Source organism: Mesorhizobium atlanticum (genome assembly GCF_003289965.1).
GTDB lineage: Bacteria > Pseudomonadota > Alphaproteobacteria > Rhizobiales > Rhizobiaceae > Mesorhizobium > Mesorhizobium atlanticum.
The window spans coordinates 832,914-857,049 of record NZ_QMBQ01000002.1 but is presented as its reverse complement, the minus strand read 5'-3'; the positions used below and the strand labels follow the sequence as shown (position 1 = coordinate 857,049).

Genomic DNA, 24,136 nt, shown 5'->3' with positions numbered 1-24,136 from the left:
GACCGGATGACACGCCTGACGCAAGCCCGCATCGAAACGCTCGCCCGGGAAGCACTGACGCGGCATGGCGCAAGCGAGCGGCAGGCCGAGGCGCTGGCTGCAGCCATCGCGGCGGCGGAACGCGACGGATTGAAGTCGCACGGGCTGATGTATCTGCCGACCTATTGCGAGCACTTGACCTGCGGCAAAGTGCTGGGACTGGCCGAGCCGCGCCTGACCCGGCCGGCGCCGGCCGTTGTCGCCGTCGATGCCGGCAACGGCTTTGCCCATGCGGCCATCGCCGCCGGCCTGCCGCCGCTGATCGAAGCGGCCCGCTCGCAAGGCGTGGCAGCGCTCGCCATCCGCAATTCCTACAATTGCGGGGCGTTGGGCTATCATACCGAGCGGATCGCCCAGGCCGGCCTGGTCGGGCTGGGTTTCACCAACGCGCCGGCCTCGATCGCGCCCTGGGGCGGCGGCAAGGCGGCCGTGGGCACCAATCCCTGGTCGCTCGCGGTCCCGGATGGACAGGGCGGCGCGCGCTTCGTCATCGATCAGAGCGCAAGCGTCGTCGCCAAGAGCGAGGTCATCAAGCGCGCCCGCGCCGGCGAGCCGATCCCGCCCGGCTGGGCTTTCGACGCGAGCGGCGAGACGACCACCGATGCCGGCGAAGCGTTGAAGGGCACCATGGCGCCGGCGGGCGGCTACAAGGGCGTCGGGGCGGCGCTTTTGGTGGAGGTCTTTGCCGCATGCCTGACAGGGGCGAATCCAGGACTTGTCGCGAGCCCGTTCTCCGGCACGACCGGAGGGCCACCCGGAACCGGCCAGTTCTTCCTGGCGGTCTCGCCCGACGCCACGTCGGGTGGGCTGTTTGCGGGCAATCTGGAAACCGTCGCCGGCGCCTTCATCGGCGAGGCGAGGCTCCCGGGCACAAGGCGTTTCGGCGCGCGCGAGAACAATGTCCAAGGCATCGAGGTGGCTGCCGAGACGCTCGCCACGCTGGAAAAACTTTCCGGGACCGCCGCATGACGGCGATCGCGCTGCGCCCGCCGGAGGTCGTCATGCGCCTGCAGCGGCTTGGCGCGGCGCATCCGACGCGGCTCAGCTTCCTACGCCAGTTGATCCGCCGCGCCACCAGGGAGAGATGGCGTGTCCGCAAGCACCTGTTCGACCTGGACGACCATGGGTTCGGGCGCGTGGTCTATGCGGTCGAGACGCCGGCGAGGACCTACAGCCTGGTGGCGTTCTCGACGCCGCTCGACGACGAGAAGCGCTCGGACCGGGTGATCGCGCAGGCCTGGGACACGAGCTACGTGCTCTACGACGGCTTGCCGGACGCCGCCGACATCGCCCGGCTGGAGGCAAATGCGCCGCTGCAGGAGGCGGGCCGCTACACCAGCCGCGAACTGGTGCTGGCGCGCGCGAACAAGAGTGTCAGGCTCTTTGAGGACGTCGCCACGGCGCTGGCGCAGGGACAACAGCCGGATGAGGAGCAACTGCTCGGCGTCGGCTATCTGCTTCGCACCACGGCGGTCTACGGCAACGGCAAGTTCGGCATCGCCGATCGCGACGAGATCGCCGCGCGTCCGGAGCTTGCCGGATCCTTCCAGGCCGAAATGCTCACCGTCTGGCTGATCCGGTCCTTCACCCTCGATCTTGTTGATCATATCGCCCATTGCCGCAATCCGGCCGGCGCGGCAAGGCTGGCGCCGGATTTGCGCCGGGCGCTCGGGGTGGGCAATGCGACGGGGCTCGGCATGGCGCCCTTCCTCGTGCGCCATCCGCTCCTGACGCATAGCTGGTTCCTGGCCCGCGAAACCGCGCTGGCGCGGGTGCGCGCCGAACCACAGGCCGGCGAGGCGGAACGAGACGCCTTCTCGAACGCGCTGACCGATCTGCGCCGACGCGTCGCCCGCTGGCACAGCGACGACAGCCGCCAGGCCGCCGCGACCCGGCTGCTTGCCGACGATCTCGACACGCTGACGGAAAGTCTCGATCAGCTTCTGGCGAAGCCGCGCCCATGGGATGCGCTCTATCGCTTCGCTGAAGATCACTTCTCGCTGGAGGCACAGGAAGCCTGCGTCTCCCTTATCCTCGAACCGCATGGCGCCTTGATCGACGAACTCGGCGACACGATGAAGGCCGACGAGACGCCGGGCCATACCGTCGACGGCGGCATGAACTGCGGCTCGCTGCGCCACGCGCTCCTCGACTGCTATTCCTGGGCGGCGGATATCGACTTCGCCCACCCGGCCGCCAATGCGCGCTTCTGGTATGTCTCGGCGGAAAAGCTCGAGCCTAGGCTTGGCGAGCGCTTCGAGGAGGACGGCGCCGAGCTCGAACAGCCTTTGGCCACCGCGCGCGACGCGCTCGGCCTGGCGGCCGCGCTGGCTCAGGAGCCGTCCTCGGCCAGTGTCGCCGATTTCCTGCTGCGCCGGCCGGAATGGCGCCATGCGGTGCGACGCGCCCAGATCGTCGCGAAGTTTCCCTATGCGGAGATCCACGACAATATGATCGGCGCCGAATTGCGGCCCGTCGACATATTGCGCGCCAAGCTGGCGTTCTTCGGCGCGCGCAGCTTCGATCCGCGCTCCGACCGCTGGCTGCGCATCGCGCTGTTCAGCGGCGAGCCGCTGATCGAGGATGTCGCCACGATGGCAGGGGAGCCCGCGTGATCGACCTTTCGCTCAACGAGGTGGAAACACTGTGCGCCAAGGCGGCGCGGGGCGCCGGATTTTCATGGGGATTGGCCGAGGATATCGGCCGCGCGGCGCGCCGGATCGCGGTCGAAGCCGACAATTGGGGCCTGGCCATGCTGAGCCTTGCCGAACACGCGCAATCCTTCGAGCTGCCCGATGCTGCCCGCGCGGCGCGCTGGCGGAGCGGCGAGGTCGACCAGCGCACCGGAAGGCCGCTCTGTCCGATCCGAACCGCGGCTCTGCTGCTCGATGAACCGCTTCCAGCGCACGCTATGCCGCTGGCGATCCTTGATGTCGGCCTGCCGATCTGGCTCGACGCCATGCTGCGCCGCTCGGTGATGGGCGTGGCGCGGCCCGTGGGGCCGGCGACGCGCGCCGATGTCGTCATCGAACGCCGCGCCGAAACCGAGCTGCCGGCAACAAGGCGGCGCGGCGCGATCGACGAGCCAACGCTTGCGGCGCTCAATTCCTTCGCCGCCAGGACCTATGTGCCGGAAAGCGAAAGGTCGCGTGCGCGCGGCGCCGGCGGCGGCCGTGTGGACGATGAATAACAAGGGGAAAAGAAAATGAGCGCAGCCGACGGCCAGAAGATCGCCATGCGCGGGGCGGGTTATTATTCGGCCAACACCGTCGGCGCCAAATACGTCATCGACAAGGTCGGCGATCTCGTCGTCGAGGCTGTCGCCAGGATGCCCCGACTGGCCGACGGCCTGCCCTTCGCGATCGCCGATTTCGGCGCCGCCGATGGGGGCACTTCGATGGATATGATGCGGCGGCTGGTCGGCGCCGTTCGGGAGGCGGAACCGGACCGAGCGATAACGATCACCTACACCGACCTGCCCCATAATGATTTCTCGACTCTATTCCGGCTGAGCCAGGGACTGCTGGGAACCTCCACGGACGTCCCGCTGGCCGAGACGCCCGGCCTCTACATCTTCGGCAGCGGCACCAGCTTCTATCGACAGATCCTGCCGGACGATTCGCTCTCGTTCGGCTTCTCCGCGACGGCGATGCACTGGATCAGCAAGCGGCCGTGCATGATCGCCGATCACGTCCAGGCAGTCGGTGCAAGCAATGCCGAGCGCGAGCAGTTCCGTGCGCAGGCGCTGCGCGACTGGGAGACGATCCTGCTTGCCAGGGCGCGCGAATTGCGATCGGGCGGGCGGCTTGCGCTGGCCAATTTCTGCGTCGACGAGGATGGCCGCTATCTCGGACATACGACGGGCACCGACATGTTCGACAGCTTCGCGCGCCATTGGCGCGACCTGCTGCGGGCTGGGCGGATCAACGAGACGGAATACGTCAACGCGACGTTCCAGCAGTTCTACAAGACACCTGAGGAGTTTGCCGCGCCTTTCCGCGATCCCGCTTCGCTGGTGTCGCAAGCCGGACTTAGGCTGGAGACGATGTTCACCATGGTGACGCCTTGCCCCTATGCCGAAGCCTTCCGCACCCACCGCAATGCGCAGGATTTCGCCAGAGCGTATGTGCCGACTCTGCGCTCCTGGTCCGAGACCGTTTTCGCCAACGCGCTCGATCCCTCGCGACCACCAAGCGAACGCTCCGCGATCATCGACGATTTCTACGGCGCCTATGAAGCCGACGTCGCACGGGCTCCCGAAGGCCATCGCATGGACTACGTCCACTGCGTGACGGAAATCGTCAAGTCTTGACGGGACCGGCCGGTTTTGTCGTTGCGGGTCCGTTATCGGCGCGATGTCTCCCGATGCCGCCGATTGATCGGACAATGATCGGACGCATCATTTTGCGATGCCACGCCGCGCTGCCGCCCGCTCCAGGTCTTGACGAAAACAGGCGCGCCTGTTTCAGACTCGGGATCAAGGGGGGAGACATTCGCTCCCGAGGAGATGAGCAGGCGGTGAGCAAGCTTTGAAGCGCGTTTTTCGATGGCTTGCCGCTGCGATCATGGCGTCCGGCGTGACCGGATGCACCAGCATTTCCTACTATGCGCAGTCTTTGGAGGGCCATGTGCAGATCATGGCGGCGCGCAAGAATGTCGCGAAGCTGATCCGTGATCCATCGACGCCGGCGCCATTGCGCGCCAAGCTGACGTCGGCCAGCGCCATCCGCCGCTTTGCCACGGAAGAACTGGCGCTGCCCGACAACAGCAGCTACCGCAGCTATGTCGACGTCGGCCGCAACGATGTGACCTTGGCGGTCTTTGCCGCGCCGCAATTCTCGCTCGCGCCGATAACATGGTGCTTTCCGGTGTTCGGCTGCGTTCCCTACAAGGGTTACTTTTCGCGCAAGGACGCGCTCGAAAATGCCACCGCGCTGCAGCGGCAAGGGCTGGACGTCTATGTGACAGGCATCACGGCCTATTCCACGCTGGGCTGGTTCAGCGACCCGCTGCTCAGCACCATGCTGCGCCAGAACGACACCTATCTCGCCAGCCTTGTCTTCCATGAGCTGGCGCATCAGAAAGTCTATGTGAACGGCGACTCCGCGTTCAACGAGGCCTTCGCGGTTGCCGTCGAAACCACCGGCACGAGGAAATGGCTGCGCGCCACCGGCAACCGCGCCGGATTGCGCAGCTACGAAGCCGATCGCAAGCGCAAGGCGGATTTTCTCGGACTGATCTCGAAGACCCGGGACGAACTGAAACAGGTCTATGGAAGTCCCCGCACCCCGGCGCAGATGGCGGCCGCCAAGGTCGCTACGATCGACAGGCTGCGGGCGCGCTACCGGCAGATGCGCGACAAGCGCTGGGCCGGATACCGGGGATACGACGCCTGGTTCGACAGCCCGATCAACAACGCGAAGCTCGCCGCCACTGCCGTCTACGGCGAACAGGTCCCGGCGTTTCTTCGCTTGTTCGACCTGTGCTCAGGCGACTATCCGAAGTTCTACGCCTCTGTTCGACGGATCGGAAATTTGCCCGCGTCTTCCCGTGCCGAGGCGCTCAAGGCTGCGGCTACGTGTGATTGAGGCGACCAATCGGAGATCGCTGGCGGCCGGAGTTGCGCAAAAACAAAGAGAGCGGTTCGCGTGCCCGTGACGCGGTGAACCGCCCTATTCAGCCGCCAGCGCCGTCACCTCACGCCGGAAGGGCAAGGCATCGCCGATATCGGCTTCGTCCAGCTCGCGGGCAAAGCGGTGACCGGCATAGGTGGCCCAGGCGATGGGCCCTGGCGCCTCGGCATCGCCGATGACCTTGATCGAACGGATGCCGTTGCCGGCCCACTCGCTCTCCCGGGCTTTCAGCTCGCGCCAGACCGCGTCGTCCTGATTGCGCGACGTGACGAGAACGATGGCATCGGCCGCCAGTTCCTGCCGCGCTCCGGTATAGGCGCAGGCCGTGACGACGCCGCCCGACACGATGCTCGTGACGGTCCTGTTGAGAACGATATCGACGCCCAGCTCCGCCAGACGGCGGTGGATGGCCCCCTGCTCCAGCGTGTTGCGGGTCCAGTCCGAGACATAGGCCGACGGCGTCACCAGGGTCACCTTCGCGCCCTGCCGCGCCATCAGCTCGGCCAGCACGCCGCCCATGTAATAGTGGTCATCGTCGAACAGCACGACATTGCCGGAAGGCACCTTGCCGTCCATCAGATCGTCGGGCGTGTAGACCGGCATGGCGGCATCGATCGGCATCGGCACGACATGGGCGCGCGCCACCCCATCGCGTCGCCAGGTCGACCCGGTCGCAATGGCGACGTGCTGGAAGCCGAAGGACAGGATGTCGTCCGCCGACAACCGGCTTTCGAAATAGATGTCGACATTCGGCATCTGGCTGAGCTGGTATTGGCGATAGTCTCGCACCCTGCCCCAGGCCGAGAGGCCCGGCAGCTGGCACTCGCGCGCCACGCGGCCGCCAAGTGCGGTGCCGGCTTCCGCTATCGCCACCTGGTAGCCGCGCAGGCCGAGCGCGCGGGCAGCTTCCAGCCCGGCGGGCCCGGCGCCGACGATCAACACGCTGTCGCTGTCGCCCTTGGCCTGCATGCGCTCCGGGTGCCAGCCCTTGCGCCATTCCTCCATGAAGGTCGGGTTCTGCGTGCAGCGCGAGATCGACATCGTCATGTCGCCGGTGATGCAGATGTTGCAGCCGATGCATTCGCGGATGTCCTCGATGCGGCCCTCCTCGACCTTCCTCGGCAGAAAGGGATCGGCGATCGACGGGCGCGCGCAGCCGATGAAGTCGAGCGTGCCCGACTTGATCATCCGCACCATCACGTCGGGCGAGGTGAAGCGGCCGACGCCGACGACCGGCTTCGAGGTCAGCTTCTTGATTCCGGAGACGAGGCTCTCCTGCGCCGCCTCTTCCTTGAAGCGCGAGGGCCCCGAGCAATCCTCCCAGGCGCCATGGGCGAGATCCCAGAGATCGGGCAGGTCGGCGTGCATCTCGATCATGTCGCGGACTTCCGAATTGGCGAAGCCAAGCTCGCCGATCATCTCGTCCAGCGACAGCCTGAGCGTCAGGCCGCAGGTGTGACCGATCGCGTCGCGCCCTTCCTCGATCAGCTCGCGCATCAGCCGCGAACGGTTTTCCAGCGAGCCGCCGTATTCGTCGCTGCGCTGGTTGGTGGCGGTGGACAGGAAATGCTGGATGATGCCGAAGCCATGCGCGCCGTAGAGACAGACCAAATCGAAACCTGCCTGCTTCGCGCGCTTGAAGGCATTGCGGTGCCAGCGGCGCAGGTCGCGTATGTCCTGCTTGTCCATGGCGCGAGCCTGCACCGGATCGTTGGTGAAGGTGCGGATCGGCAGGGCCGACGGCCCGCGCGGAACCTCCTTGGTGTAGAGATTGGGACCGTTGATGCCGGAATAGGCGAGCTGGATGCCGGCGAGCGCGCCATGTTCATGCATGGCTTTCGCCATCTTGGCCAGGGCCGGAATGTCGGCGTCGTCCCACAGCCTGAGCTCGATGAAGGGCGTGATCTCCGAAGTGTGGTGCATCTCCGTCTGCTCGGTGAAGATGACGCCCCATCCGCCTTCGGATTTCATCCGCCGCATCTCTGCCGCGGCCGAAGGATCGCGGTAGCCGCCGCCATTGCAATGCGGAACCTGATAGAAGCGGTTCTTGGCGGTCACCGGACCGATCTTCATCGGCTCGAACAGAATGTCGTAGCGTGGGTCGCGCATTGATAGCTTCCTTCATGCAGGCTCGGTCCTGCCGATCCCGCCGAGATTACTCATAAGTTGGCGCCGGCACGGGAAAACTACGGAATTCTTCTGTGCGGATTAGGATGCGCCTAATCGCGTATCCGGGGATTAGCCTGCGATGAACCGGGGCTGAGCCAAATGCGACTTCAGCGCCGCCGCGCCGCGATGCTACACACCCGGTTGCGGCAATGGGAAAAGAAAAATGGGCAGCATCAGGATCCTCGAACGGCTGATCGCCTTCCCGACGGTGAGCAGTGACTCGAACCTCGACCTCATCGGTTATGCGGTGGACCTGCTCGAAGGGAGCGGCATCGCCAGCCAGATCATCCGCAGCGCGGATGGACATAAAGCCAATCTCTTTGCCACGATCGGCCCGGCCGACAAGCCCGGCATCATGCTGTCCGGCCACACCGATGTCGTCCCGGTCGACGGCCAGAACTGGACGCTGCCGCCATTCGAAATGACCGCGCGCGACGGCAAGCTTTATGGGCGCGGCGCGGCGGACATGAAGGGCTTCGTCGCCTCAGCGCTCGCCGCTTGCCTCAAGGCCTCGAAAATGCCGCTGCGCACCCCCTTGCATCTCGCGCTCTCCTATGACGAGGAGGTCGGCTGCCTCGGCGTGCGTGACCTGATTGAAATGCTGAGCGCCGTACCGCAACGCCCGCTGCTCTGCATCGTCGGCGAGCCGACCAACATGCAGGTGGCGACGGGGCACAAGGGCAAGCTCGCGGCACGCGCCGTCTGCAAGGGACGCGAAGGCCATTCGGCGCTTGCTCCGCTGGCGCTCAACGCCATCCATCTCGGCTGTGATTTCGTGCGCGCCTTGCGCGACGAGCAGGACCGGCTGGCCCGCGACGGCGCCCGCGACGGCGACTACGACATTCCCTATACGACGGTGCATGTCGGCAAGATCAATGCCGGCGTAGCGCTCAACATCGTGCCCAACCTTTGCGAGGTGGAATTCGAGATCCGCAATGTCGCCGCGGACAACGCCGCCGGCATTCTCGACAGGCTTCGCGCTGCCGCGGCTCGCATTGCCTCTGACGCCGCTTCGATCGCCTCCGAAGCCGCAATCGACATCGAGATCACCAACACCTATCCCGGGCTCGACACGCCGGCCGCTTCGGAAGCGGTCGCCTTCGTCAAATCGCTGACCGGCGCCAACGACACCATGAAGGTCGCCTTCGGCACGGAAGGCGGATTGTTCAGCCGCGATCTCGGCACGCCTTCCGTCGTGTGCGGTCCGGGCTCGATGGCGCAGGGCCATAAGCCGGACGAATTTGTCAGCATCGAGCAATTGCGGCGCTGCGACGAGATGCTGGAGCGGCTGCTGTCGCGGCTCGCCGACGGCTGGCCGTGAATCTTACTTGACGATGCGTTCGGTGCCGAAGACGCCTTGCTCGACCACGAAGCGGCGGCAGTGGTCGATGAAGGCCTGCACCGTCAGCGTGCGGTGCTCAGCATTGGGCAGCGCAATGCCCATGGTCAGCGGCCTGATGTCGCCCAGCAGGGGAACGAAGACCAGCAATTTACCGTCCGGCGACATGGCGTTGAGCGGCCGCATATTGGCGATGCCGTAGCCGAAGCCGTTGGCGACCATCGAGCGCATCACGGCGATGTCGCCGGTGCGCTCGGCGATCCTGGGCCGAAGCCCCTGGAACGCTGAGAGGAAGTATTCCCGGCTGTAGGGCAGATCGAGCAGCACCATCGGCTCGTCGACCAGCTCCTCGGGCGTGATCCCCGCTCTCCCCGCCAGCTGATGCGCGGCCGGCAGCATCACATAGGCCGGCAACTGCATCAGCGGTTCGAACGTCATGTCCTGCGACAATTCGAGATCGTAGGTAAGCGCTGCATCTATTTCGCCACGCTGCAGCATCTCGAACAATTGCCCCTGGTTGCGCTCGAACTGGCGGACCCGCACATCCGGATAGGCGTCCTCGAACTTTCTGCGCAGCGCCGGCAGCACGATTTGCGCGAAAGTCAGCAGGCAGCCGACCGCCAGCGGTCCGCGCACCTTCTCGGCGATATCGCCGGCAATGTCGTGCAGCGCGTCGGCATCGTTGAGCAGGCGCGCGGCCTCCTTGAGGAACAGGCGCCCGCCCGCCGTCAGCGCCAGCGCATGCGAATGCTTGCGCACGAAGAGCTGGACGCCGAACTCCGCTTCGAGCTGCGCGATCGATGCCGAGATCGAGGGCGGCGAGACATTCACCTGCTCGGCCGCCTTGGCGATCGAACCGGCTTCGCCAACGGCGACGAAATATTCGAGCTGTCTGAGCGTGAAGCGGAGCGGCATGGGCGTCTATGATGCCCGTTTGGTCGCTGCAATCAAGTCGGGGCCGCTCCTCAGTACTTGATCCAGGTGGTCTTGAGCGCCGTGTATTTGTCGAGCGCGTGCAACGACAGGTCGCGGCCGAAGCCGGACTGCTTGAAGCCGCCGAAGGGTGTCATCGGGCTCAACGCATCGACGGTGTTCACCGAGACCGTGCCCACGCGCAGTCGTTCCGCTATGCGGTGCGCCCGCGACAGGCTGTCGGTCCACAGCGAAGCCGCAAGGCCGTAGACGCTGTCATTGGCAATCCGCACCGCCTCCTCTTCGCTATCGAAGGCGATCACCGACAGGACCGGGCCGAAAATCTCGTCGCGGGCGAGCGGATCGTCGGGCGAAACATTGTCGAAGATGGTGGGCTGCACGAAGCTGCCGCGTCCATCGACGGCGACCCGGTCGCCGCCGGTCACAAGCCGGGCCGACTTCCTGCCGCCATCGATGAAGCGCATCACGGTCGCGGCGTGCCGCGCATCCACCATCGCGCCCATCCTGGATTGAGGGTCGAGGGGGTCGCCCGGCTGCGACGCCGCCGCGCGCTCCGCCAGTTTCTCCACCAGCGCGTCCTTGATGCCGCGCTCCACCAGCAGCCGGGAATTGGCGGAGCAGACCTGCCCCTGGTTGAAGAAGATGCCGAAGGCGGCCATATCGGCGGCCGCATCGAGATCGGCGCAATCCGCGAACACCAGATTGGGGCTTTTTCCCCCGGTCTCCAGCCAGACCTGTTTCATGTTCGACTGGCCGGAATATTGCAGGAACATCTTGCCGACGGCGGTCGACCCGGTGAAGGCAAGGCAATCGACATCCATATGCCGGCCAAGCGCCTGGCCGGCGGTCTCGCCGAGACCTGGCACGACGTTGAGCACGCCGGCGGGCAGGCCCGCTTCCATGGCGAGCTCTGCCAGCCTGAGCGCCGAGAAAGGCGATTGCTCGGCCGGCTTCAGCACCACCGAATTGCCGGCCGCCAGCGCGGGCGCGCATTTCCAGGTCGCCATGTCGAGCGGGAAATTCCACGGCACCACGGCGCCCACCACGCCAAGCGGCTCGCGCCGCACCAGAGCGAGATCGCCCTGCCCGGTCGGCGCCACCTCGTCATAGACCTTGTCGATCGCCTCGGCATACCACTGGAAGATCGCCGCCGAGCCCGGCACGTCGATGGTGGCCGCGTCCTTGACCAGCTTGCCCATATCGAGCGATTCCAGCAGCGCAAGTTCCGGCAGGTTCTCGCGCAGCAGCTCCGCCAGCCGCAGCAGCACCTGCTTGCGATGCGCGGGGGCCGCTCGCGACCAGACGCCAGCCTCGAAGCTGCGCCGGGCTGCGGCAACCGCAAGATCGATGTCCTCTTCCCCGCAGGAGGCAACCTCGGCAAGCGTCGCTCCCGTGGCTGGATTGATGCTGGCGAAAGTCCGCCCGGAGCGCGCCGGTACTGCCTTGCCGTCGATGAACGCCTTGTCGCGGAAACGGATCGCGGACGCCTTGCCGATCCAGTCCTTATGACTGAGTTCGCTCATGCTGGCTCCAGACTGCCGGTATTACTCGTCACCGGGCACGCCGTAGCTCGGCGCGTCGGACGGGTTGAGGGCGCGGGTGACATAGGCATCGAGCTGGGGCTTGTAGATGTCCCACAGCGCAGCCAGCTGCTCGATCGGGCAATCCTCGGTCCAGTCGCAGCGCAGGTCGGCGACCGGCCACGAGACATCGCGCACCAGCTTCATGCCCGCGGAGTGGACAGGCCCCCCTTCGCCGCCGGCTTTGAGCGCGGCGCGCATTGTGAAGATCAGCCGGTCGCCGAGGTCGCCCTCGGACGCGAGAAAGGCATCGACCATGGCTTGCGGAATGCCGCCATTTGCGAGCAGGTTGCCGCCGCAGGCGACGTCCTCGCCGCGCGCCTCGGCCCAGATGCCGAGCGCCTTCGGTCCAGAATGGATTGCGCTGCCGCCGGCCGTGTCGACCGCCAGCACCTGACGGTATTCACTGAAGGCTGTGCGCTTGATGATCGCGACGGCCTCGGTGGCGGAGGCGCCGCGCGCCATCAGCTCCAGCGCCCGGACCCCGAGCGTCGGGTCGGTGACGTTCTGACTGGCGACCGCGCCGACGCCGGCCTGCGCATAGGCGCAGCGTGCCGCGACCGCGGGGGACGACGAGGACACCGCCACCCCGAACATGCCCGTGCGCCGGCAGCGCGCGACGATGGAAAAGGTCATGACGCTCAGTCCGGAATGACGGCGGTGCCGTCGATTTCGACCAGCCATTCCGGCCGCGCCAGCGCCGACACCACCAGCCCGGTCGAAACCGGATGCACGCCCTTGATGTACTCGCCCATCGTCCGATAGACCGCCTCGCGGTGGCGGACGTCGGTGATGTAGACCACCACCTTCACCAGATGCTCCATCGTGCCGCCGCACTCCTCGATGAGCTGCCTGATGTTCTGCATGACCTTATGCGTCTGCTCGGCCGGATCGTGGCTGTCGATGTTCTTTGCCGTGTCGAGATCCTGCGGGCACTGGCCGCGCAGATAGACGGTGCGGCCGCCGCGCGTGACGACGGCCTGGCAGAGATCATTGTCGAGCTTCTGCTCGGGATAGGTTTCCTTGGTGTTGAATTTGCGGATTCGCGTATGCGCCATCTTGGTCTCCATGAGGGTCGGGCTCGCAGCTTGGGTCAGGCGTCCACGGGCTCGCGCTTCGCGGCGGCGTGGTAGGCCAGATATTTGCGCTGCGTCGAAATACGGTCCGCCACATGCTTGGCATCGTGCCAGACGCCCCAGATGAAGCTCGACCCCCTGCGCGACTGCCAAGGCAGTCCCAGGAAATAGATCCCCGGCTCGGTCGAGACGCCGCGCTGATGCCTTGGCCGGCCCTTCTCGTCGAAGGCATCGACCTTCAGCCAGCTATAGTCAACGGCGAAGCCCGTCGCCCAGATGATCGTCGTCACGCCGGCTCCGGCAAGATCGAGATTGAGGATCGGATTGGTCACGCAGTCCGGATCGGGGTCGATCTTGCGGAGAGCGGGTTCTTCCGGAAGGTCGAGGCCGTTGCGCACGACATAGGCGTCGGCTTCGTCCAGCAGCGACATCAAATTGGCGTCGCCTCGGGCAATGTTCTTTGCAAGATCCGGCGCGAAACTCAATACGCCATCCTGGTACGCCTTCGCCATACCGACCAGCGTAAGCCCCTGCGCGGCCAGGCGACGGAAATCGATCGTCTCGCCGCCGCGCGCGCCGCTTACAGCGATCGTGACATGTTCCGTGCCGGGCCCTGGTGTTTCGAGGTCCCATTTGCCGAGAACGCCGAGCCACCAGCAGAAGTCGCGCCCGCGATAGGAACGCGGCGGACGATCATGTGGGCCGACCGAGAGATAAACGCGCCTTCCGGCGCGCTGGAGCTCATCGGCAATTTGCACGCCCGAAGATCCCGCTCCGACCACCAGCACCGCGCCCTTTGGCAATTGCGCCGGATTGCGGTACGCGCTGGAGTGGATTTGCAGGAGGCCGGCATCAGCAGGAACGAGAGAGGGGATGACGGGGACCTGGAAAGGTCCGGTCGCGGCGACGACACTGTTGGCCTCGATCACGCCATCCGACGTCTCGACGCGAAATCCCGGACGGCCGACATTCCTCTGCACGAGCTTGACCTCGACGCCGCAGCGGATCGGCGCGTTGATCTGCTTTGCATAGGCGACGAAATAGTCGGCGACCTCCTCCTTCGAGGGAAAGCCGTCGGAACCCGTCACGGGAAACTCCATGCCCGGGAAACGGTCATGCCAGGCCGGACCGTTGGCGACCAGGGAGTCCCATCGCTGCGAGCGCCAGCGCTCGGCGATCCGGCCGCGCTCGAGGACGAGATGGGGCACCCCGCATTTGCTTAGGTGCTCGCTCATGGCCACCCCGGCCTGGCCGCCGCCGACGACGAGCGTGTCTATCTTCTCAACCGACATATCCACGTCTCTTCCGATGGGGCTTTCGCCGCTGCGATGAAGGTCCGGTTTGCTTTTAGTGACGGGCCGCAGGAGCGAAAATTATGATTTCATGTGTCAGTGCTTAGCTTATCCCTAAACGCTGAGACGGGATCGCGGAGCGGAGTCCCACGACAAGCCGATGGCACCACCTGCGAACATCGAGCAGGCTTAGGCAAACCCTAAGCACAGCTACCGGAAAAAGTTATTCTTCCGCCCGGGATTTGATGGTTCCTTGCCCTCATCACCCGCATGAGAGCGACGACCGCAGAAAGTCAAATGGCGAGAGAGACCCTTTACGCAAACGGCGCGCTCTATACGGTCGATGCGGCGAACCCTCGCGCCGAGGCGATGCTTGTTCGAGGCGACCGGATCGCCGCCGTCGGCCCCTGGTCATCCGTCAGATTGCAGGCCTCATCGGATGCCGAAATCGTCGATCTTCAAGGCCGGTTCGCGATGCCGGCCTTCATCGATTCCCACCTCCATTTTGCCTGGGGAAGCAAATATCTCGATGAAGTTCGCTTGCGTGAAGCAAAGACCTTCGGCGAAGTCCTCGCCCGCTTGAAGGCCTATGCGCAAGCGCATCCCGACCGGGCGTGGATCGTGGGCAGCGAGTTCAGCTACGGCTATCCCGATCTTCCGGAAGGCGGCTTCCACAAATCGCTTCTCGATCAGGTTGTGGCCGATCGCCCCGTCTTCTTCCGCTCCGGCATGGCGCATGCGGCCTGGGTGAACAGCAAGGCGCTGGACCTTGCCGGCATCACCCGGGACACGCCCGACCCCGAAGGCGGCGAGATCGTCAGGGACGCGAGCGGCGAGCCGACCGGATGGCTGAAGGAGAAAGCTTGGTCCGGGCTCGAAGAACTGGTCCCTCAGCCCTCGACGTCGGATTTGCGAGCAGCACTACTCCGCGCCATCAGGGAAGCCAACCGCCTCGGATTGTCGCGGGTTCAAAGCGCCGGGATGGATGACGAAGCGGTCCCCTTGCTGGCTGAGATATTCGCGAATGGCGAGCTCAGCCTGCGCTTCACGCTTTCGAGCATCGTCAATCCGGGTTCGAACCTCGACGAGGTGATTGCGCGCGTCTCCGGGTGGCGGAACGACCTCGACCCCGATTTTCTCGACGGGCGCGTCATCAAGTTCTTCCTGGATGGCGTCCTGGAATCCCACACCGGCTTCATGCCCCAGGGCTACGCCGACAAGCCGCGCGAAACCGGAACCTGCCTGTGGAAGGCGTCGGCCTACGACGCGGCCGTCAGCCGTGCCCAGCAGGAAGGCTTTCAGGTCTGGACGCACGCAATCGGCACGGGCGCCATCGAAATGGCCCTTGACGCCTATGCCGCGGATGGAGACCGCTCGCGGCAGCGCCGGCCGCGGGTGGAGCATTGCGAAATACCCACCTCGCGCGACATCGAGCGTTTTGGCGAGATAGGAGCGATAGCGAGCTTCCAGCCCGCCATGATCTACCCACGCGACCAATGGCTTGGAATGGAAGGGCTTTGGGAAGTGCGGGTCGGCTCCGAATCCTTGCCGCGAGCCTTTCCCGTCCGCTCCATCCTGGAAGCCGGCGGCCCCGTCGCGTTCGGAACCGATTGGCCAATCGTCGATCTCAATCCGCTCATCGGCATACGCAATGCGGTGCTGCGCCAAAGCCGGGACCACCAGCCGAAAGACGGCTGGGTCCCGCGGCAGAGGATCAGCGTCGCGCAGGCGCTCCATGCCTATACGCTGGGCGCAGCCTTTGCTGGCCACCGTGAAAACGATGAGGGCAGCCTGGCGGCGGGGAAGCTCGCCGACTTCATCGTCCTTTCCGACGATCCGCTGCAGGTCGAGCCGGACAAGATCGCGGATATCAAGGTGCTGAAAACAGTGGTCGGCGGACAGTCGGTTTGGGAAGAGCCCGCGATCTAGCATCGCGTCTTTTGGGGGTTGGCATGGAAGCGCCGGTATATGATTACATCGTCGTCGGCGCGGGTTCGGCCGGTTGCGTGGTCGCCAATCGGCTGAGCGCCGATCCATCGGTGAAAGTGTGCCTGATCGAGGCCGGCGGCAGTGACGACAGCCTGCGGGTCAAGGTGCCGGCCGGCATCCTGTCGCTCTATGGCAATCCGAACTACGACTATTGTTTCGTCGGCGTGCCGCAACCGCAGCTCAACAACCGCAGGATTCCGGTCAACCGCGGCAAGGCGCTGGGCGGCTCGAGCTCGATCAACTCGATGGTCTATATTCGCGGCGCGGCCGAGGACTATGACGAGTGGGCAGAGCTCGGCTGCGCCGGCTGGGCCTATAGTGACGTGCTGCCGGTGTTCAGGAAACTGGAGCGCAATCTGCTTGCCCAGGATCCGCGCTATCATGGTGCCGACGGTGAGCTGCTGGTCGACAATCCGCGCGATCCGAACGTGCTTTCAAGCATGTTCGTCAAGGCCGGGAAAAACGCCGGCCTGCCCGCCAATACCGACTTCAATGCCGAGAGCCAGTTCGGCCTCGGCATCTACAACGTCACGCAGGATCGCGGGCAGCGCTTCAGCAGCTTCAGCGCCTTCATGCGTCCGGTGCTTCATCGCAGGAACCTGACGCTGCTCAGCCAATGCGAGGTGATCGATCTTGTCATCGCCGACGGGCGCGCCACGGGGCTGCGCGTGCTGCATGACGGCCGACAAAAGACACTCTCGGCCAGCCGCGAGATCGTGCTGTCGGCCGGCGCCATCAACTCGCCCAGGATCCTGATGGCCTCGGGGATCGGTCCCGCTGCGGAACTCCAAGCGATCGGCATCGCGCCGGTCCTCGACCTGCCGGGCGTCGGCAAGAACCTGCAGGACCATGTCGACGGCATGATCACCGTGCGCTCCAAAAGCACCAGGACGCTCGGCCTGTCGCTTGCCAATCTGCCGCGCATCGCCGCCGCGCCCTTCCAGTATTTCGCGCGCCGCAGGGGCATGCTCACCACCAACTATGTCGAGGCCGGCGGCTTCGCCAAGACCAGGCACGCGAACGGGCTTCCCGACATCCAGTTCCACTTCGTGCCGGGCTATCGCAGCCATCGCGGCAGGCTGATCGAATACGGCCATGGCTATGCCATTCACACATGCGTGCTCAGGCCGAAAAGCGCAGGCGAGATCAAGCTGTCGCGGAACAGTGCTCGCCGGGATGTTCTGATCGACCACCGTTTCTTCACGCATGAAGACGACGCCATGGTGCTGGTCGAAGGCATCAAGATCGCGCGCCGGATTTTTGCCTCATCCGAATTCGACGCGATACGAGGCAAGGAGATGCTTCCGGGCAAGGATGTCCGCAGCGACGACGAGATCCTCGCCTATCTGCGCGCCGAGGCGCTGACCGTCTATCACCCGGTCGGGACCTGCAAGATGGGAACGGACGACATGGCCGTCGTCGATCCGGCAACGCTGAAGGTGCGGGGCGTCGAAGGGCTTCGCGTCGCGGATGCTTCGGTCATGCCGAAGCTGATCGGCGGCAACACCAATGCGCCAAGCATGATGATCGGGCAGAAAGCTTCCGAGATGATCCTTGACTCGGCGCGCAACGGCCAAAGGTAGGTATCCTCCGCTTTCAAACGTTGAGGGCAGTTCAACGTTTTGCCCGCCGAACTGCCCTCAACTGTTTCCTTGAGGTCGCTCTCAGTGATCCTCGTCGATCTCGTCGTGCAGGAGGCCGAGGATGCGGCGCTTGAGCGCGATGAAGTCGGGTTCGAGGATCACGTCCATCGAGCGCGGCCGCGGGATGTCGACCTTGATCTCGGCCTTGATCTTGCCGGGTCGCGCCGTCATCACCAGGACGCGATCGCCCAGCACCAGCGCCTCGTCGATGTCGTGAGTGACGAAAAGCACCGTCTTCTGCTGCCGCTCCCAGACACGCAGCAGCAGCTTCTGCATGGTGCCGCGCGTCTGGCTGTCGAGCGCGCCGAACGGCTCGTCCATCAGCAGCACGGCCGGATCGTTGGCAAGGGCGCGCGCGATCGCCACGCGCTGCTTCATGCCGCCGGAAAGCTGCGCGGGATAGTGATCCGCGAAGGGCGCGAGGCCGACCTCGTCGAGATACTGGTCGACGATCTGCTTGCGCTGTTCCGCCGGCAGGCCCTTGCGCTTGGGTCCATATTCGATGTTGGCGCGCACCGTGAGCCAGGGAAACAAGGTGTAGCTCTGGAACACCATGCCCCTGTCGGGACCCGGTTCGATCACTTCCCTGCCGTCCACCCTGATGCTGCCGGAGGTCGCGTCGTTGAGACCGGCCGCGAGATAGAGCAGGCTGGATTTGCCGCACCCCGAAGGGCCGACGATGACGCAGAATTCGTTCTTGGCGACCTTCAGCGACACATCGTCCAGCGCCAGCACGCCGTTGGCGTCGCCATAGCGCAATGTCACGTCCTCGATGGCCATCGTGGTGCCCGCCGAACGCTGGTCGCCGGCTGCATGGGCAATGCCGTCCGGATTGTTCGCCTTGATGGTTTCGGTCATCACTACCCTTGATCCGGCTGCGGTTTGCGAGGATGCGTTCATGATCAAGGTGCCCATGGCGCGACCCTTGCCCTCAGAATGCGGAATGCCGTGTCGGTGATGAGGCCCAGAAGCCCGATCGCCGCGATCGCCATGAAGATCACATCGACCTGGAAGCCGCGCATCGCCTTGAGGCTGATATAGCCGAGGCCGCTCGAAGCCGCCACGAGTTCGGCCACGACGAGGTATGTCCAGGCCCAGCCCATGGTGACGCGAAGCGTGTCGAGGATCGCCGGAAGCGCGGCTGGGAAAATGACGTGCCACACCGCTTCCGAGCGTTTGGTGCCCAAAGTATAGGAGGCGTTGACCAGGTCCCGCGAGACGCTGCGCGCGCAGTCGGAGATCATCACCAGCTGCTGGAAGAAGGTGCCGAAGAAGATGACCGCGATACGCTGCTCGATACCGATGCCGATCCACAGGATGAACAGCGGCACGAAGGAGGTCACCGGCAGGTAGCGGATGAAGTTGACCAGCGGCTCGAGCGGCGCCTGCACCGCCCGGTAGGTGCCCATCCACAGCCCCAGCGGCACCGCGATCAGCGAGGATACGATGAAGCCGAGGATCACCACCTTTGCGCTGGTGAAAGTGTGATAGAAAAGACTGCCGTCGAGCGACATGCGATAGGCAGTTTGCAGCACGGTTCCGGGCGTCGGCAGGAACATGTTCGGCACGACGCGCCCGTAGGACAGAAGGGCCCATCCGCCGATCACGGCTATCCACATCGCTAGTGCGAGCGTGGTTGCGGTGGTGGCGGGAATGTTGGCGAAGGGGGTCGTCAGGCGTGTCCACGCCGTCCGCCTCTGTGCCATAGGATGGCCTCCGTTGATTTAAGCGCGAAACTCTGGCTTTCGAGAAAACAGGGCCGGCCCCGAGGGGACCGACCCTGTCAGTTTCGAAGGCTCACTGTTCCTTGATGAAATCGGTGTCGAGGATGGTCTTCGCGTCGATCGTCATCTTGAGCTTGCCGGCCTTGCCCCAGATGTCCTGGGCGAAGTTCACCAGGTCGGACGCCTCGCTCTTTTCCGGCGTGCCGAAGAATTCCAGGTTGCGGGCGCGGTCGTAGTAGCGCACGCCCTGGGCGCCGGCCGCAAAATCCTCGGGCTTCTCGAGATAGCCGCCGATGCCCTTGGCCATGACCTCGTAGGCCTTTTCCGGATTGGTCTTGATGTATTCGACCGCCTTGTAATAGGCCTTGATCAAAGCCTTCACATCTTCGGGATGCTTCTCGATCAGGTCGCATTTGAGCGCGATCACGTCGACGATCAGGCCAGGCGTCGTCGTGGAGTCGATCAGCACCTTGCCCTTGCCGCCCTTGCGGACTTCGGTCAGGTGCGGCTCCCAGGTCACGGCGGCCGGAACCTGGCCGGCGATGAAGGCCGTCGCGGCATCGTCGGCGGTCATGTTGGTGACGCTGACATCGTCCTCTGTCATGCCTTCCTTTTTCAGGAGCACGTTGAACCAGAATTCGGAAACGGAGCCCTCGTTCAGGGCGACGGGCTGGCCCTTCAAATCCTTGAGCGACTTGACGTCGGCCTGCGTGACGACGCCGTCGCCGCCGTGGCTGTCGTCAAGCGCCACGACATATTTGAAGCAGAGGTCGTCGGAGCGGTACTTCATCAGTTCGTCGACTGTGGATGCCGCGCCATCGAGATCGCCGCCGGCGACCGCCGCCATATAGAGCGCCGATTCTTCGATCACTTTCAGATCGACATCGACGCCGGCCTCCTTGAAGTAGCCGAGGTCGCGGGCAAGAAACAGCGGCCCGTAGCCCACCCAGGTGGTCATGCCGAGGCGAATGGCGCCGGCGTCGGCAGGAGCGGCAAGCCCCAAGCCCAGCAGGCCCGCGCTGACCGCGGTCATCAGGCAATTTCGGAATGTCTTCATTGTCGTGGTTCCCCATGGCTGTTGCTGCTGGCATCGGCCCATTCAAGTGGCCTAAGCCAGGCGGTGTTTCGCAGCCGCTCTCTTGTTATGCGTCGCCTCCCAGGCGGGCCTAGCGTGTTCTAGGTCCCGCAAAAAAGCATCCGGACCGGGTTCGCCAAAAGAAGTCTTTTTCTGTCCTTTGCTTCGCCGAAACCGAAGCAGCAGCCCTTTCCTTGCCGATGAACTCGAATTGACGGCGCCAGGCGATTGCGGTTCCGGCGGATATCCAACGACCGCGGCCGGTGCCGCCCTGAAGACGCAAAATGGCGACAGGGATCGGTCTGCTCGGCATTTCCGCCGCGCAAACGGCGGCCGGCATATCGCTCAAGGACATCCCGGACAGCGTGATGATGGCCCGCGCCTGCGGCTGGGCATTCGTCAACCCTGCGCGCAAGCTGGGGTGCAACATGAGGATCACCGCCGCTTCGGCGGATGTCGCCGTATTCCTGATCAGAGACAAACTCAGCTGCAAGGCGGAATGTCGTTGGCTGCCTCAAAGGCAGCCTGAGCAACTTCAGCTACGTCGTCGTCGGAAATTTTCGGTCTCGGCGGCTAGTGCGTCTCACCGTTTCACGGAAACGGTGAGACGCACTAGCTACTTGTTTTTGCGCAATTCCGGACGGAAAACCGCTCACACTTTTCCTGGAATTGCTTTAGTGCCTGACCATCCCGGCGTCGACATTCAGCGTCTGGCCGGTGATCCAGCGAGCGTCCTCGCTCGCCAGGAACGATACGACGTCGGCGATATGCTCGGGCTGGCCCTTGCCCTTCACCGCCTGCAGCATCTCGACGAAGCCGAACGCCTCGTTGTGCCGGCTCGCCTTGACGCCATCGCTGCGGCACCGCCGTATGACTATTCGGCGGCCACCCTGGCACCCGATTTATCGGCAAGCAGAACGGCGATCCCATCGACGGCCTGCGCCGCCCGCTTCAGGATAAGATCGGACCGGAGCACGCCATCAGTAAAATCCTTATCGGTGGCATAGACAGCCGTCGGCAGCGTGAAGGCTTCGAAGAAGCCGAACAGCGGCCGCAGTTGGTGCTCCACGACCAGGGCATGTCGCTCACCGCCTCCGGTCGCGGTCAGCAGCACGGGCTTGCCCCTCAGCGCCGACGGATCGATCAGGTCGAAGAAATGCTTGAACAGCCCGGTATAGCTGCCTTTGTAGGTCGGCGAGCCGACCACGAGCACGTCGGCTGCAATGACCTGCGTCAGGATCGCCTGCCCCCGGTCATCGAGATCGCGCGACCATTTGGCTGCGCCTAGCGACGGGCCGACATCGTCGATGTCATAGGTGTGCCCCGTCAGGCCATGGCGCGTGGCGATGTCCTGGACGACGAGATCGACGAAGCTGCGCGTCTTTGACGGTCGGGTGATGTTGCCAGAAAAGCCGACGATTGCTGGGCTGGACATGGAACGGACCTCCAAGGGTGCTCCGGATTGACATTTGGGCGGCCCTGCCGGCCGCCGCTTGGCGAAAGCGTGGCCGAGGCCTGCCGGCCTCGGCGGGCCGGCGCGATCAGCTCCAGGCGTGCAACGGCGGGTTCTCGCCGTTGAGGAAATACTTGCCGAGGATCGAATATTTCCAGCGCACCGGATCGTGCAGCGTGTGGGTGCGCGCATTGCGCCAGTGGCGGTCGAGATTGTGCTCGGCGAGCGTCGAGCGCGTGCCCGCCAGTTCGAACAGCTTGTTGGTCGCCGCGATCGCGATCTCGGTCGACAGGATCTTCGCTTCCGCAGTGACGATCTGCGCATGCGCGACGCTCTCGGCTGTCGGCTCGGCGACTGCGCGGTCGATGGCGTGGCCGGCCTTTTCCAGCAGCGCCTGGGCCGCATGCAGCCGGAGCGTCAGGTCGCCGATGGCCTGGATCGTGTAGGGATCGTCCCAGGCATTGTCGACGCCGCTGTCGATCCAGGCGCGGCTCCTGGTCCTGACGAAGTTGACCGTCTCGTCGATCGCCGCCTGTGCTATGCCGGTGTCCACCGCCACCTGGATAATCTGGAAGATGGCGCCGTCTGCGGTCGGCTTGTCGTAACCCTTGTAGCCCGGAACGAGATGCGTCTTCGGCACCTTGACGTTGTCGATGATGACGGTGCCCGACAGCGTCGTGCGCTGGCCGAAGCTCGACCAGTCGTCGATCACCGTCAGTCCCGGCGCGCCACGATCGGCGATCGCGTACCAGGCGCGGCCCTCGTCGTCGAGCGCCACGATCGGCACCAGATGGGCAAGCAGCGCGCCGGAGGAATAGAATTTCTGGCCGTTGACGATGACATGGTCGCCGGCGTCGGTGAACTTGGTCTCGAAATCGGCGGCGCGCTTGGAGCCGAATTCGGAAAAGGCGTTGCCGAACCGCGTCCCCTTCAGCACTTCGGCGAACAGCAGCGCCTGCTGGTCTTTGTCGGAGACGGTGCGGATGGCCGCGACGACACCGAGGTGGTTCTGTGCGATCTGGCCGATCGAGGAATCGGCCGCGGAGATGATCTCGACCACCTTGGCCAGGGTCGCATAGGACACTTCGGGGCCGCCGAACGCCTTCGGCACATTGATCGACCACAGACCGCTCTGCGAGAACTGGTCGAGCTCGGCCACCGGCCAGATCCGCTCGCGATCGCGCTTGGAGGAATCCTTGACAAACTCGGCCGCAAGGCGATGCGCGACCGCGATCGCTTCGGCGTCGTCCTTTATGATATGCGCGGCGGTAGCCGGACGCGGCACCGGTGGAACGGCGGCCGCTGCTTTGTCGGTCTTGACGTTTGACACAGTCATTTCATGGCTCCTTGGGATTTCGGTTCACACGACGGCGTGGAGATGGGTTGGTTGGGCGGGCGAAGGCTGTTGTCCGAGATAGAAGGCGCGCACATCCTCGCGCTGGCGCAGGCTGGCGGCGGCGCCGGAGAGAACCGAGACCCCGTTCTCGAGCACCGTCGCATGGTCGGCATAGCCAAGCGCGACCGCCGAATTCTGCTCGGCGACCAGAATCGACAGGCCGGCCTCTCGGTTCAGCTTTCTAAGCGTCTGGAAGATGTCCTGGACGATGAGCGGGGCAAGCCCCATCGACGGTTCATCGAGGACAAGCAGGCGCGGTCGCGACATCAGCGCCCGGCCGATTGCCGTCATCTGCTGTTCGCCGCCCGAGGTCAGCCCCGACAAGGTCCGGCGCTTTTCCCGCAGGCGGGGGAAATAGGCATAGACCCGTTCCAGATCCCGATTGATCTCGGCGCGGCTGCCGCTGCGGCCGATGCCACCGGAAACCAGGTTCTCCTCGACGCTCAGGCTCTTGAAGCAGTGGCGGCCTTCCAGCACCTGGACGAGCCCGGCGCGCACCAGGTCGCCCGGCTTTCGCCGCGAGACGTCCAGGCCATCGTAGCGGATGGTGCCTGCGTTGATCTGGCCACGCTCGGCCGGCAGCAGGTTGGAGACAGCTTTCAGCGTGGTGGTCTTGCCGGCGCCGTTGGCGCCGAGCAGCGCCAGCATCTCGCCTTGCCTGATCTCGAAGCTGACGCCGTGCAACGCCGTGATGGCGTGATTGTAGGTGGCGTGGATATTGTCCACGGCGAGGATGACGTCATTGCCCGGCATCGCGCGCTTCCCTGATGTCTGCGAAGTGGATGACCGGGCGTC

The 24,136-nt window shown here is 64.8% G+C and carries 20 protein-coding genes and 2 pseudogenes; 9 read left to right on the top strand and 13 right to left on the bottom strand.

All coding sequences use genetic code 11. The features are described 5' to 3' along the window. The first annotated feature begins 6 nt into the window (after positions 1-6). The 5 genes from DPM35_RS09175 to DPM35_RS09155 all read left to right on the top strand — a co-directional run bounded on the left by DPM35_RS09175 (position 7) and on the right by DPM35_RS09155 (position 5,627). Positions 7-1,008 (top strand): Ldh family oxidoreductase, encoded by a 1,002-nt coding sequence (locus tag DPM35_RS09175; RefSeq protein WP_112126923.1) that lies wholly within the window; start codon positions 7-9, stop codon positions 1,006-1,008. After that, complete coding sequence (locus tag DPM35_RS09170) at positions 1,005-2,654, top strand: hypothetical protein (protein WP_112126922.1); 1,650 nt, start codon at positions 1,005-1,007, stop codon at positions 2,652-2,654. Before DPM35_RS09175 ends, DPM35_RS09170 begins: the two co-directional genes overlap by 4 nt. Further along, on the top strand, positions 2,651-3,229 hold the full coding sequence (locus DPM35_RS09165) for a DUF3726 domain-containing protein (protein WP_181591969.1): 579 nt from the start codon (positions 2,651-2,653) through the stop codon (positions 3,227-3,229). The genes DPM35_RS09170 and DPM35_RS09165 overlap by 4 nt, the downstream gene beginning before the upstream one ends. A 15-nt stretch (positions 3,230-3,244) precedes the next feature. Next, complete coding sequence (locus DPM35_RS09160) at positions 3,245-4,351, top strand: class I SAM-dependent methyltransferase (protein ID WP_112126920.1); 1,107 nt, start codon at positions 3,245-3,247, stop codon at positions 4,349-4,351. Positions 4,352-4,604: 253 nt separating this feature from the next. Further along, complete coding sequence (locus DPM35_RS09155; protein ID WP_112127127.1) at positions 4,605-5,627, top strand: aminopeptidase; 1,023 nt, start codon at positions 4,605-4,607, stop codon at positions 5,625-5,627. A gap of 84 nt (positions 5,628-5,711) precedes the next feature. On the opposite strand, the gene DPM35_RS09150 is transcribed toward DPM35_RS09155, so the two are convergent. After that, positions 5,712-7,781, bottom strand: coding sequence for an oxidoreductase (locus DPM35_RS09150; protein ID WP_112126919.1), 2,070 nt, complete (start codon positions 7,779-7,781; stop codon positions 5,712-5,714). Between the two features lie 223 nt (positions 7,782-8,004). On the opposite strand from DPM35_RS09150, the gene argE reads away from it, so the two are divergent. Then, positions 8,005-9,162 (top strand): acetylornithine deacetylase, encoded by a 1,158-nt coding sequence (gene argE, locus DPM35_RS09145; protein WP_112126918.1) that lies wholly within the window; start codon positions 8,005-8,007, stop codon positions 9,160-9,162. A 3-nt stretch (positions 9,163-9,165) separates the two neighbouring features. Here argE and DPM35_RS09140 read toward each other — a convergent pair whose 3' ends face one another. The 5 genes from DPM35_RS09140 to DPM35_RS09120 are packed head-to-tail and all read right to left on the bottom strand — an operon-like array spanning position 9,166 to position 14,061. Next, complete coding sequence (locus tag DPM35_RS09140) at positions 9,166-10,095, bottom strand: LysR family transcriptional regulator (RefSeq protein WP_112126917.1); 930 nt, start codon at positions 10,093-10,095, stop codon at positions 9,166-9,168. Positions 10,096-10,145: 50 nt separating this feature from the next. Beyond that, positions 10,146-11,636, bottom strand: coding sequence for an aldehyde dehydrogenase (locus DPM35_RS09135; protein ID WP_112126916.1), 1,491 nt, complete (start codon positions 11,634-11,636; stop codon positions 10,146-10,148). A gap of 21 nt (positions 11,637-11,657) precedes the next feature. Beyond that, on the bottom strand, positions 11,658-12,329 hold the full coding sequence (locus DPM35_RS09130; protein WP_112126915.1) for a DUF1028 domain-containing protein: 672 nt from the start codon (positions 12,327-12,329) through the stop codon (positions 11,658-11,660). Positions 12,330-12,334: 5 nt separating this feature from the next. Further along, positions 12,335-12,751, bottom strand: coding sequence for a RidA family protein (locus DPM35_RS09125; protein WP_042647582.1), 417 nt, complete (start codon positions 12,749-12,751; stop codon positions 12,335-12,337). A 35-nt stretch (positions 12,752-12,786) separates the two neighbouring features. After that, entirely contained in the window at positions 12,787-14,061 is a 1,275-nt protein-coding gene (locus DPM35_RS09120) for a flavin-containing monooxygenase (RefSeq protein WP_112126914.1), read from the bottom strand. A 297-nt stretch (positions 14,062-14,358) separates the two neighbouring features. On the opposite strand from DPM35_RS09120, the gene DPM35_RS09115 reads away from it, so the two are divergent. After that, positions 14,359-15,990 (top strand): amidohydrolase, encoded by a 1,632-nt coding sequence (locus tag DPM35_RS09115; protein ID WP_181591968.1) that lies wholly within the window; start codon positions 14,359-14,361, stop codon positions 15,988-15,990. Positions 15,991-16,013: 23 nt separating this feature from the next. Beyond that, on the top strand, positions 16,014-17,633 hold the full coding sequence (locus DPM35_RS09110) for a GMC family oxidoreductase (RefSeq protein WP_112126912.1): 1,620 nt from the start codon (positions 16,014-16,016) through the stop codon (positions 17,631-17,633). Between the two features lie 81 nt (positions 17,634-17,714). On the opposite strand, the gene DPM35_RS09105 is transcribed toward DPM35_RS09110, so the two are convergent. The 3 genes from DPM35_RS09105 to DPM35_RS09095 all read right to left on the bottom strand — a co-directional run bounded on the left by DPM35_RS09105 (position 17,715) and on the right by DPM35_RS09095 (position 20,474). Continuing rightward, positions 17,715-18,473, bottom strand: coding sequence for an ABC transporter ATP-binding protein (locus tag DPM35_RS09105; RefSeq protein ID WP_198419715.1), 759 nt, complete (start codon positions 18,471-18,473; stop codon positions 17,715-17,717). Between the two features lie 122 nt (positions 18,474-18,595). Then, a complete protein-coding gene (locus tag DPM35_RS09100; protein WP_112126910.1) occupies positions 18,596-19,399 on the bottom strand; it encodes an ABC transporter permease in 804 nt (267 codons plus the stop codon). 91 nt (positions 19,400-19,490) lie between these two features. Then, positions 19,491-20,474, bottom strand: coding sequence for an ABC transporter substrate-binding protein (locus DPM35_RS09095; protein ID WP_112126909.1), 984 nt, complete (start codon positions 20,472-20,474; stop codon positions 19,491-19,493). A gap of 302 nt (positions 20,475-20,776) precedes the next feature. Here DPM35_RS09095 and DPM35_RS33300 point away from each other — a divergent pair. Further along, positions 20,777-20,902 (top strand): annotated as a pseudogene (locus tag DPM35_RS33300) (HoxN/HupN/NixA family nickel/cobalt transporter); the annotation flags it as partial. Positions 20,903-21,166: 264 nt separating this feature from the next. Here the strand turns inward: DPM35_RS33300 and DPM35_RS33095 are convergent. From DPM35_RS33095 to DPM35_RS09070, 4 genes and pseudogenes are all read right to left on the bottom strand, one after another. Then, positions 21,167-21,349 (bottom strand): annotated as a pseudogene (locus DPM35_RS33095) (SDR family oxidoreductase); the annotation flags it as partial. 17 nt (positions 21,350-21,366) lie between these two features. Beyond that, positions 21,367-21,927 carry an FMN reductase gene (msuE, locus tag DPM35_RS09080; protein WP_112126907.1) on the bottom strand — a complete coding sequence of 187 codons (561 nt, stop codon included), beginning with the start codon at positions 21,925-21,927 and terminating at the stop codon, positions 21,367-21,369. Between the two features lie 106 nt (positions 21,928-22,033). After that, entirely contained in the window at positions 22,034-23,281 is a 1,248-nt protein-coding gene (locus tag DPM35_RS09075) for an SfnB family sulfur acquisition oxidoreductase (RefSeq protein WP_112126906.1), read from the bottom strand. 24 nt (positions 23,282-23,305) lie between these two features. Further along, entirely contained in the window at positions 23,306-24,094 is a 789-nt protein-coding gene (locus tag DPM35_RS09070; protein ID WP_112126905.1) for an ABC transporter ATP-binding protein, read from the bottom strand. Positions 24,095-24,136: the final 42 nt, after the last annotated feature.

Excerpts from the sequence above, each read along its gene's own strand:
- DPM35_RS09100 (WP_112126910.1), bottom strand. The coding sequence starts at position 19,399 with ATGGCACAGAGGCGGACGGCGTGGACACGCCTGACGACCCCCTTCGCC.
- DPM35_RS09105 (WP_198419715.1), bottom strand. The coding sequence starts at position 18,473 with ATGGCCATCGAGGACGTGACATTGCGCTATGGCGACGCCAACGGCGTG.
- DPM35_RS09120 (WP_112126914.1), bottom strand. The coding sequence starts at position 14,061 with ATGTCGGTTGAGAAGATAGACACGCTCGTCGTCGGCGGCGGCCAGGCC.
- DPM35_RS09135 (WP_112126916.1), bottom strand. The coding sequence starts at position 11,636 with ATGAGCGAACTCAGTCATAAGGACTGGATCGGCAAGGCGTCCGCGATC.
- DPM35_RS09130 (WP_112126915.1), bottom strand. The coding sequence starts at position 12,329 with ATGACCTTTTCCATCGTCGCGCGCTGCCGGCGCACGGGCATGTTCGGG.
- argE (WP_112126918.1), top strand. The coding sequence starts at position 8,005 with ATGGGCAGCATCAGGATCCTCGAACGGCTGATCGCCTTCCCGACGGTG.
- DPM35_RS09175 (WP_112126923.1), top strand. The coding sequence starts at position 7 with ATGACACGCCTGACGCAAGCCCGCATCGAAACGCTCGCCCGGGAAGCA.
- DPM35_RS09070 (WP_112126905.1), bottom strand. The coding sequence starts at position 24,094 with ATGCCGGGCAATGACGTCATCCTCGCCGTGGACAATATCCACGCCACC.
- msuE (WP_112126907.1), bottom strand. The coding sequence starts at position 21,927 with ATGTCCAGCCCAGCAATCGTCGGCTTTTCTGGCAACATCACCCGACCG.
- DPM35_RS09110 (WP_112126912.1), top strand. The coding sequence starts at position 16,014 with ATGGAAGCGCCGGTATATGATTACATCGTCGTCGGCGCGGGTTCGGCC.
- DPM35_RS09155 (WP_112127127.1), top strand. The coding sequence starts at position 4,605 with ATGGCGTCCGGCGTGACCGGATGCACCAGCATTTCCTACTATGCGCAG.
- DPM35_RS09075 (WP_112126906.1), bottom strand. The coding sequence starts at position 23,281 with ATGACTGTGTCAAACGTCAAGACCGACAAAGCAGCGGCCGCCGTTCCA.
- DPM35_RS09115 (WP_181591968.1), top strand. The coding sequence starts at position 14,359 with ATGGCGAGAGAGACCCTTTACGCAAACGGCGCGCTCTATACGGTCGAT.
- DPM35_RS09170 (WP_112126922.1), top strand. The coding sequence starts at position 1,005 with ATGACGGCGATCGCGCTGCGCCCGCCGGAGGTCGTCATGCGCCTGCAG.
- DPM35_RS09125 (WP_042647582.1), bottom strand. The coding sequence starts at position 12,751 with ATGGCGCATACGCGAATCCGCAAATTCAACACCAAGGAAACCTATCCC.
- DPM35_RS09140 (WP_112126917.1), bottom strand. The coding sequence starts at position 10,095 with ATGCCGCTCCGCTTCACGCTCAGACAGCTCGAATATTTCGTCGCCGTT.
- DPM35_RS09160 (WP_112126920.1), top strand. The coding sequence starts at position 3,245 with ATGAGCGCAGCCGACGGCCAGAAGATCGCCATGCGCGGGGCGGGTTAT.
- DPM35_RS09150 (WP_112126919.1), bottom strand. The coding sequence starts at position 7,781 with ATGCGCGACCCACGCTACGACATTCTGTTCGAGCCGATGAAGATCGGT.
- DPM35_RS09095 (WP_112126909.1), bottom strand. The coding sequence starts at position 20,474 with ATGAAGACATTCCGAAATTGCCTGATGACCGCGGTCAGCGCGGGCCTG.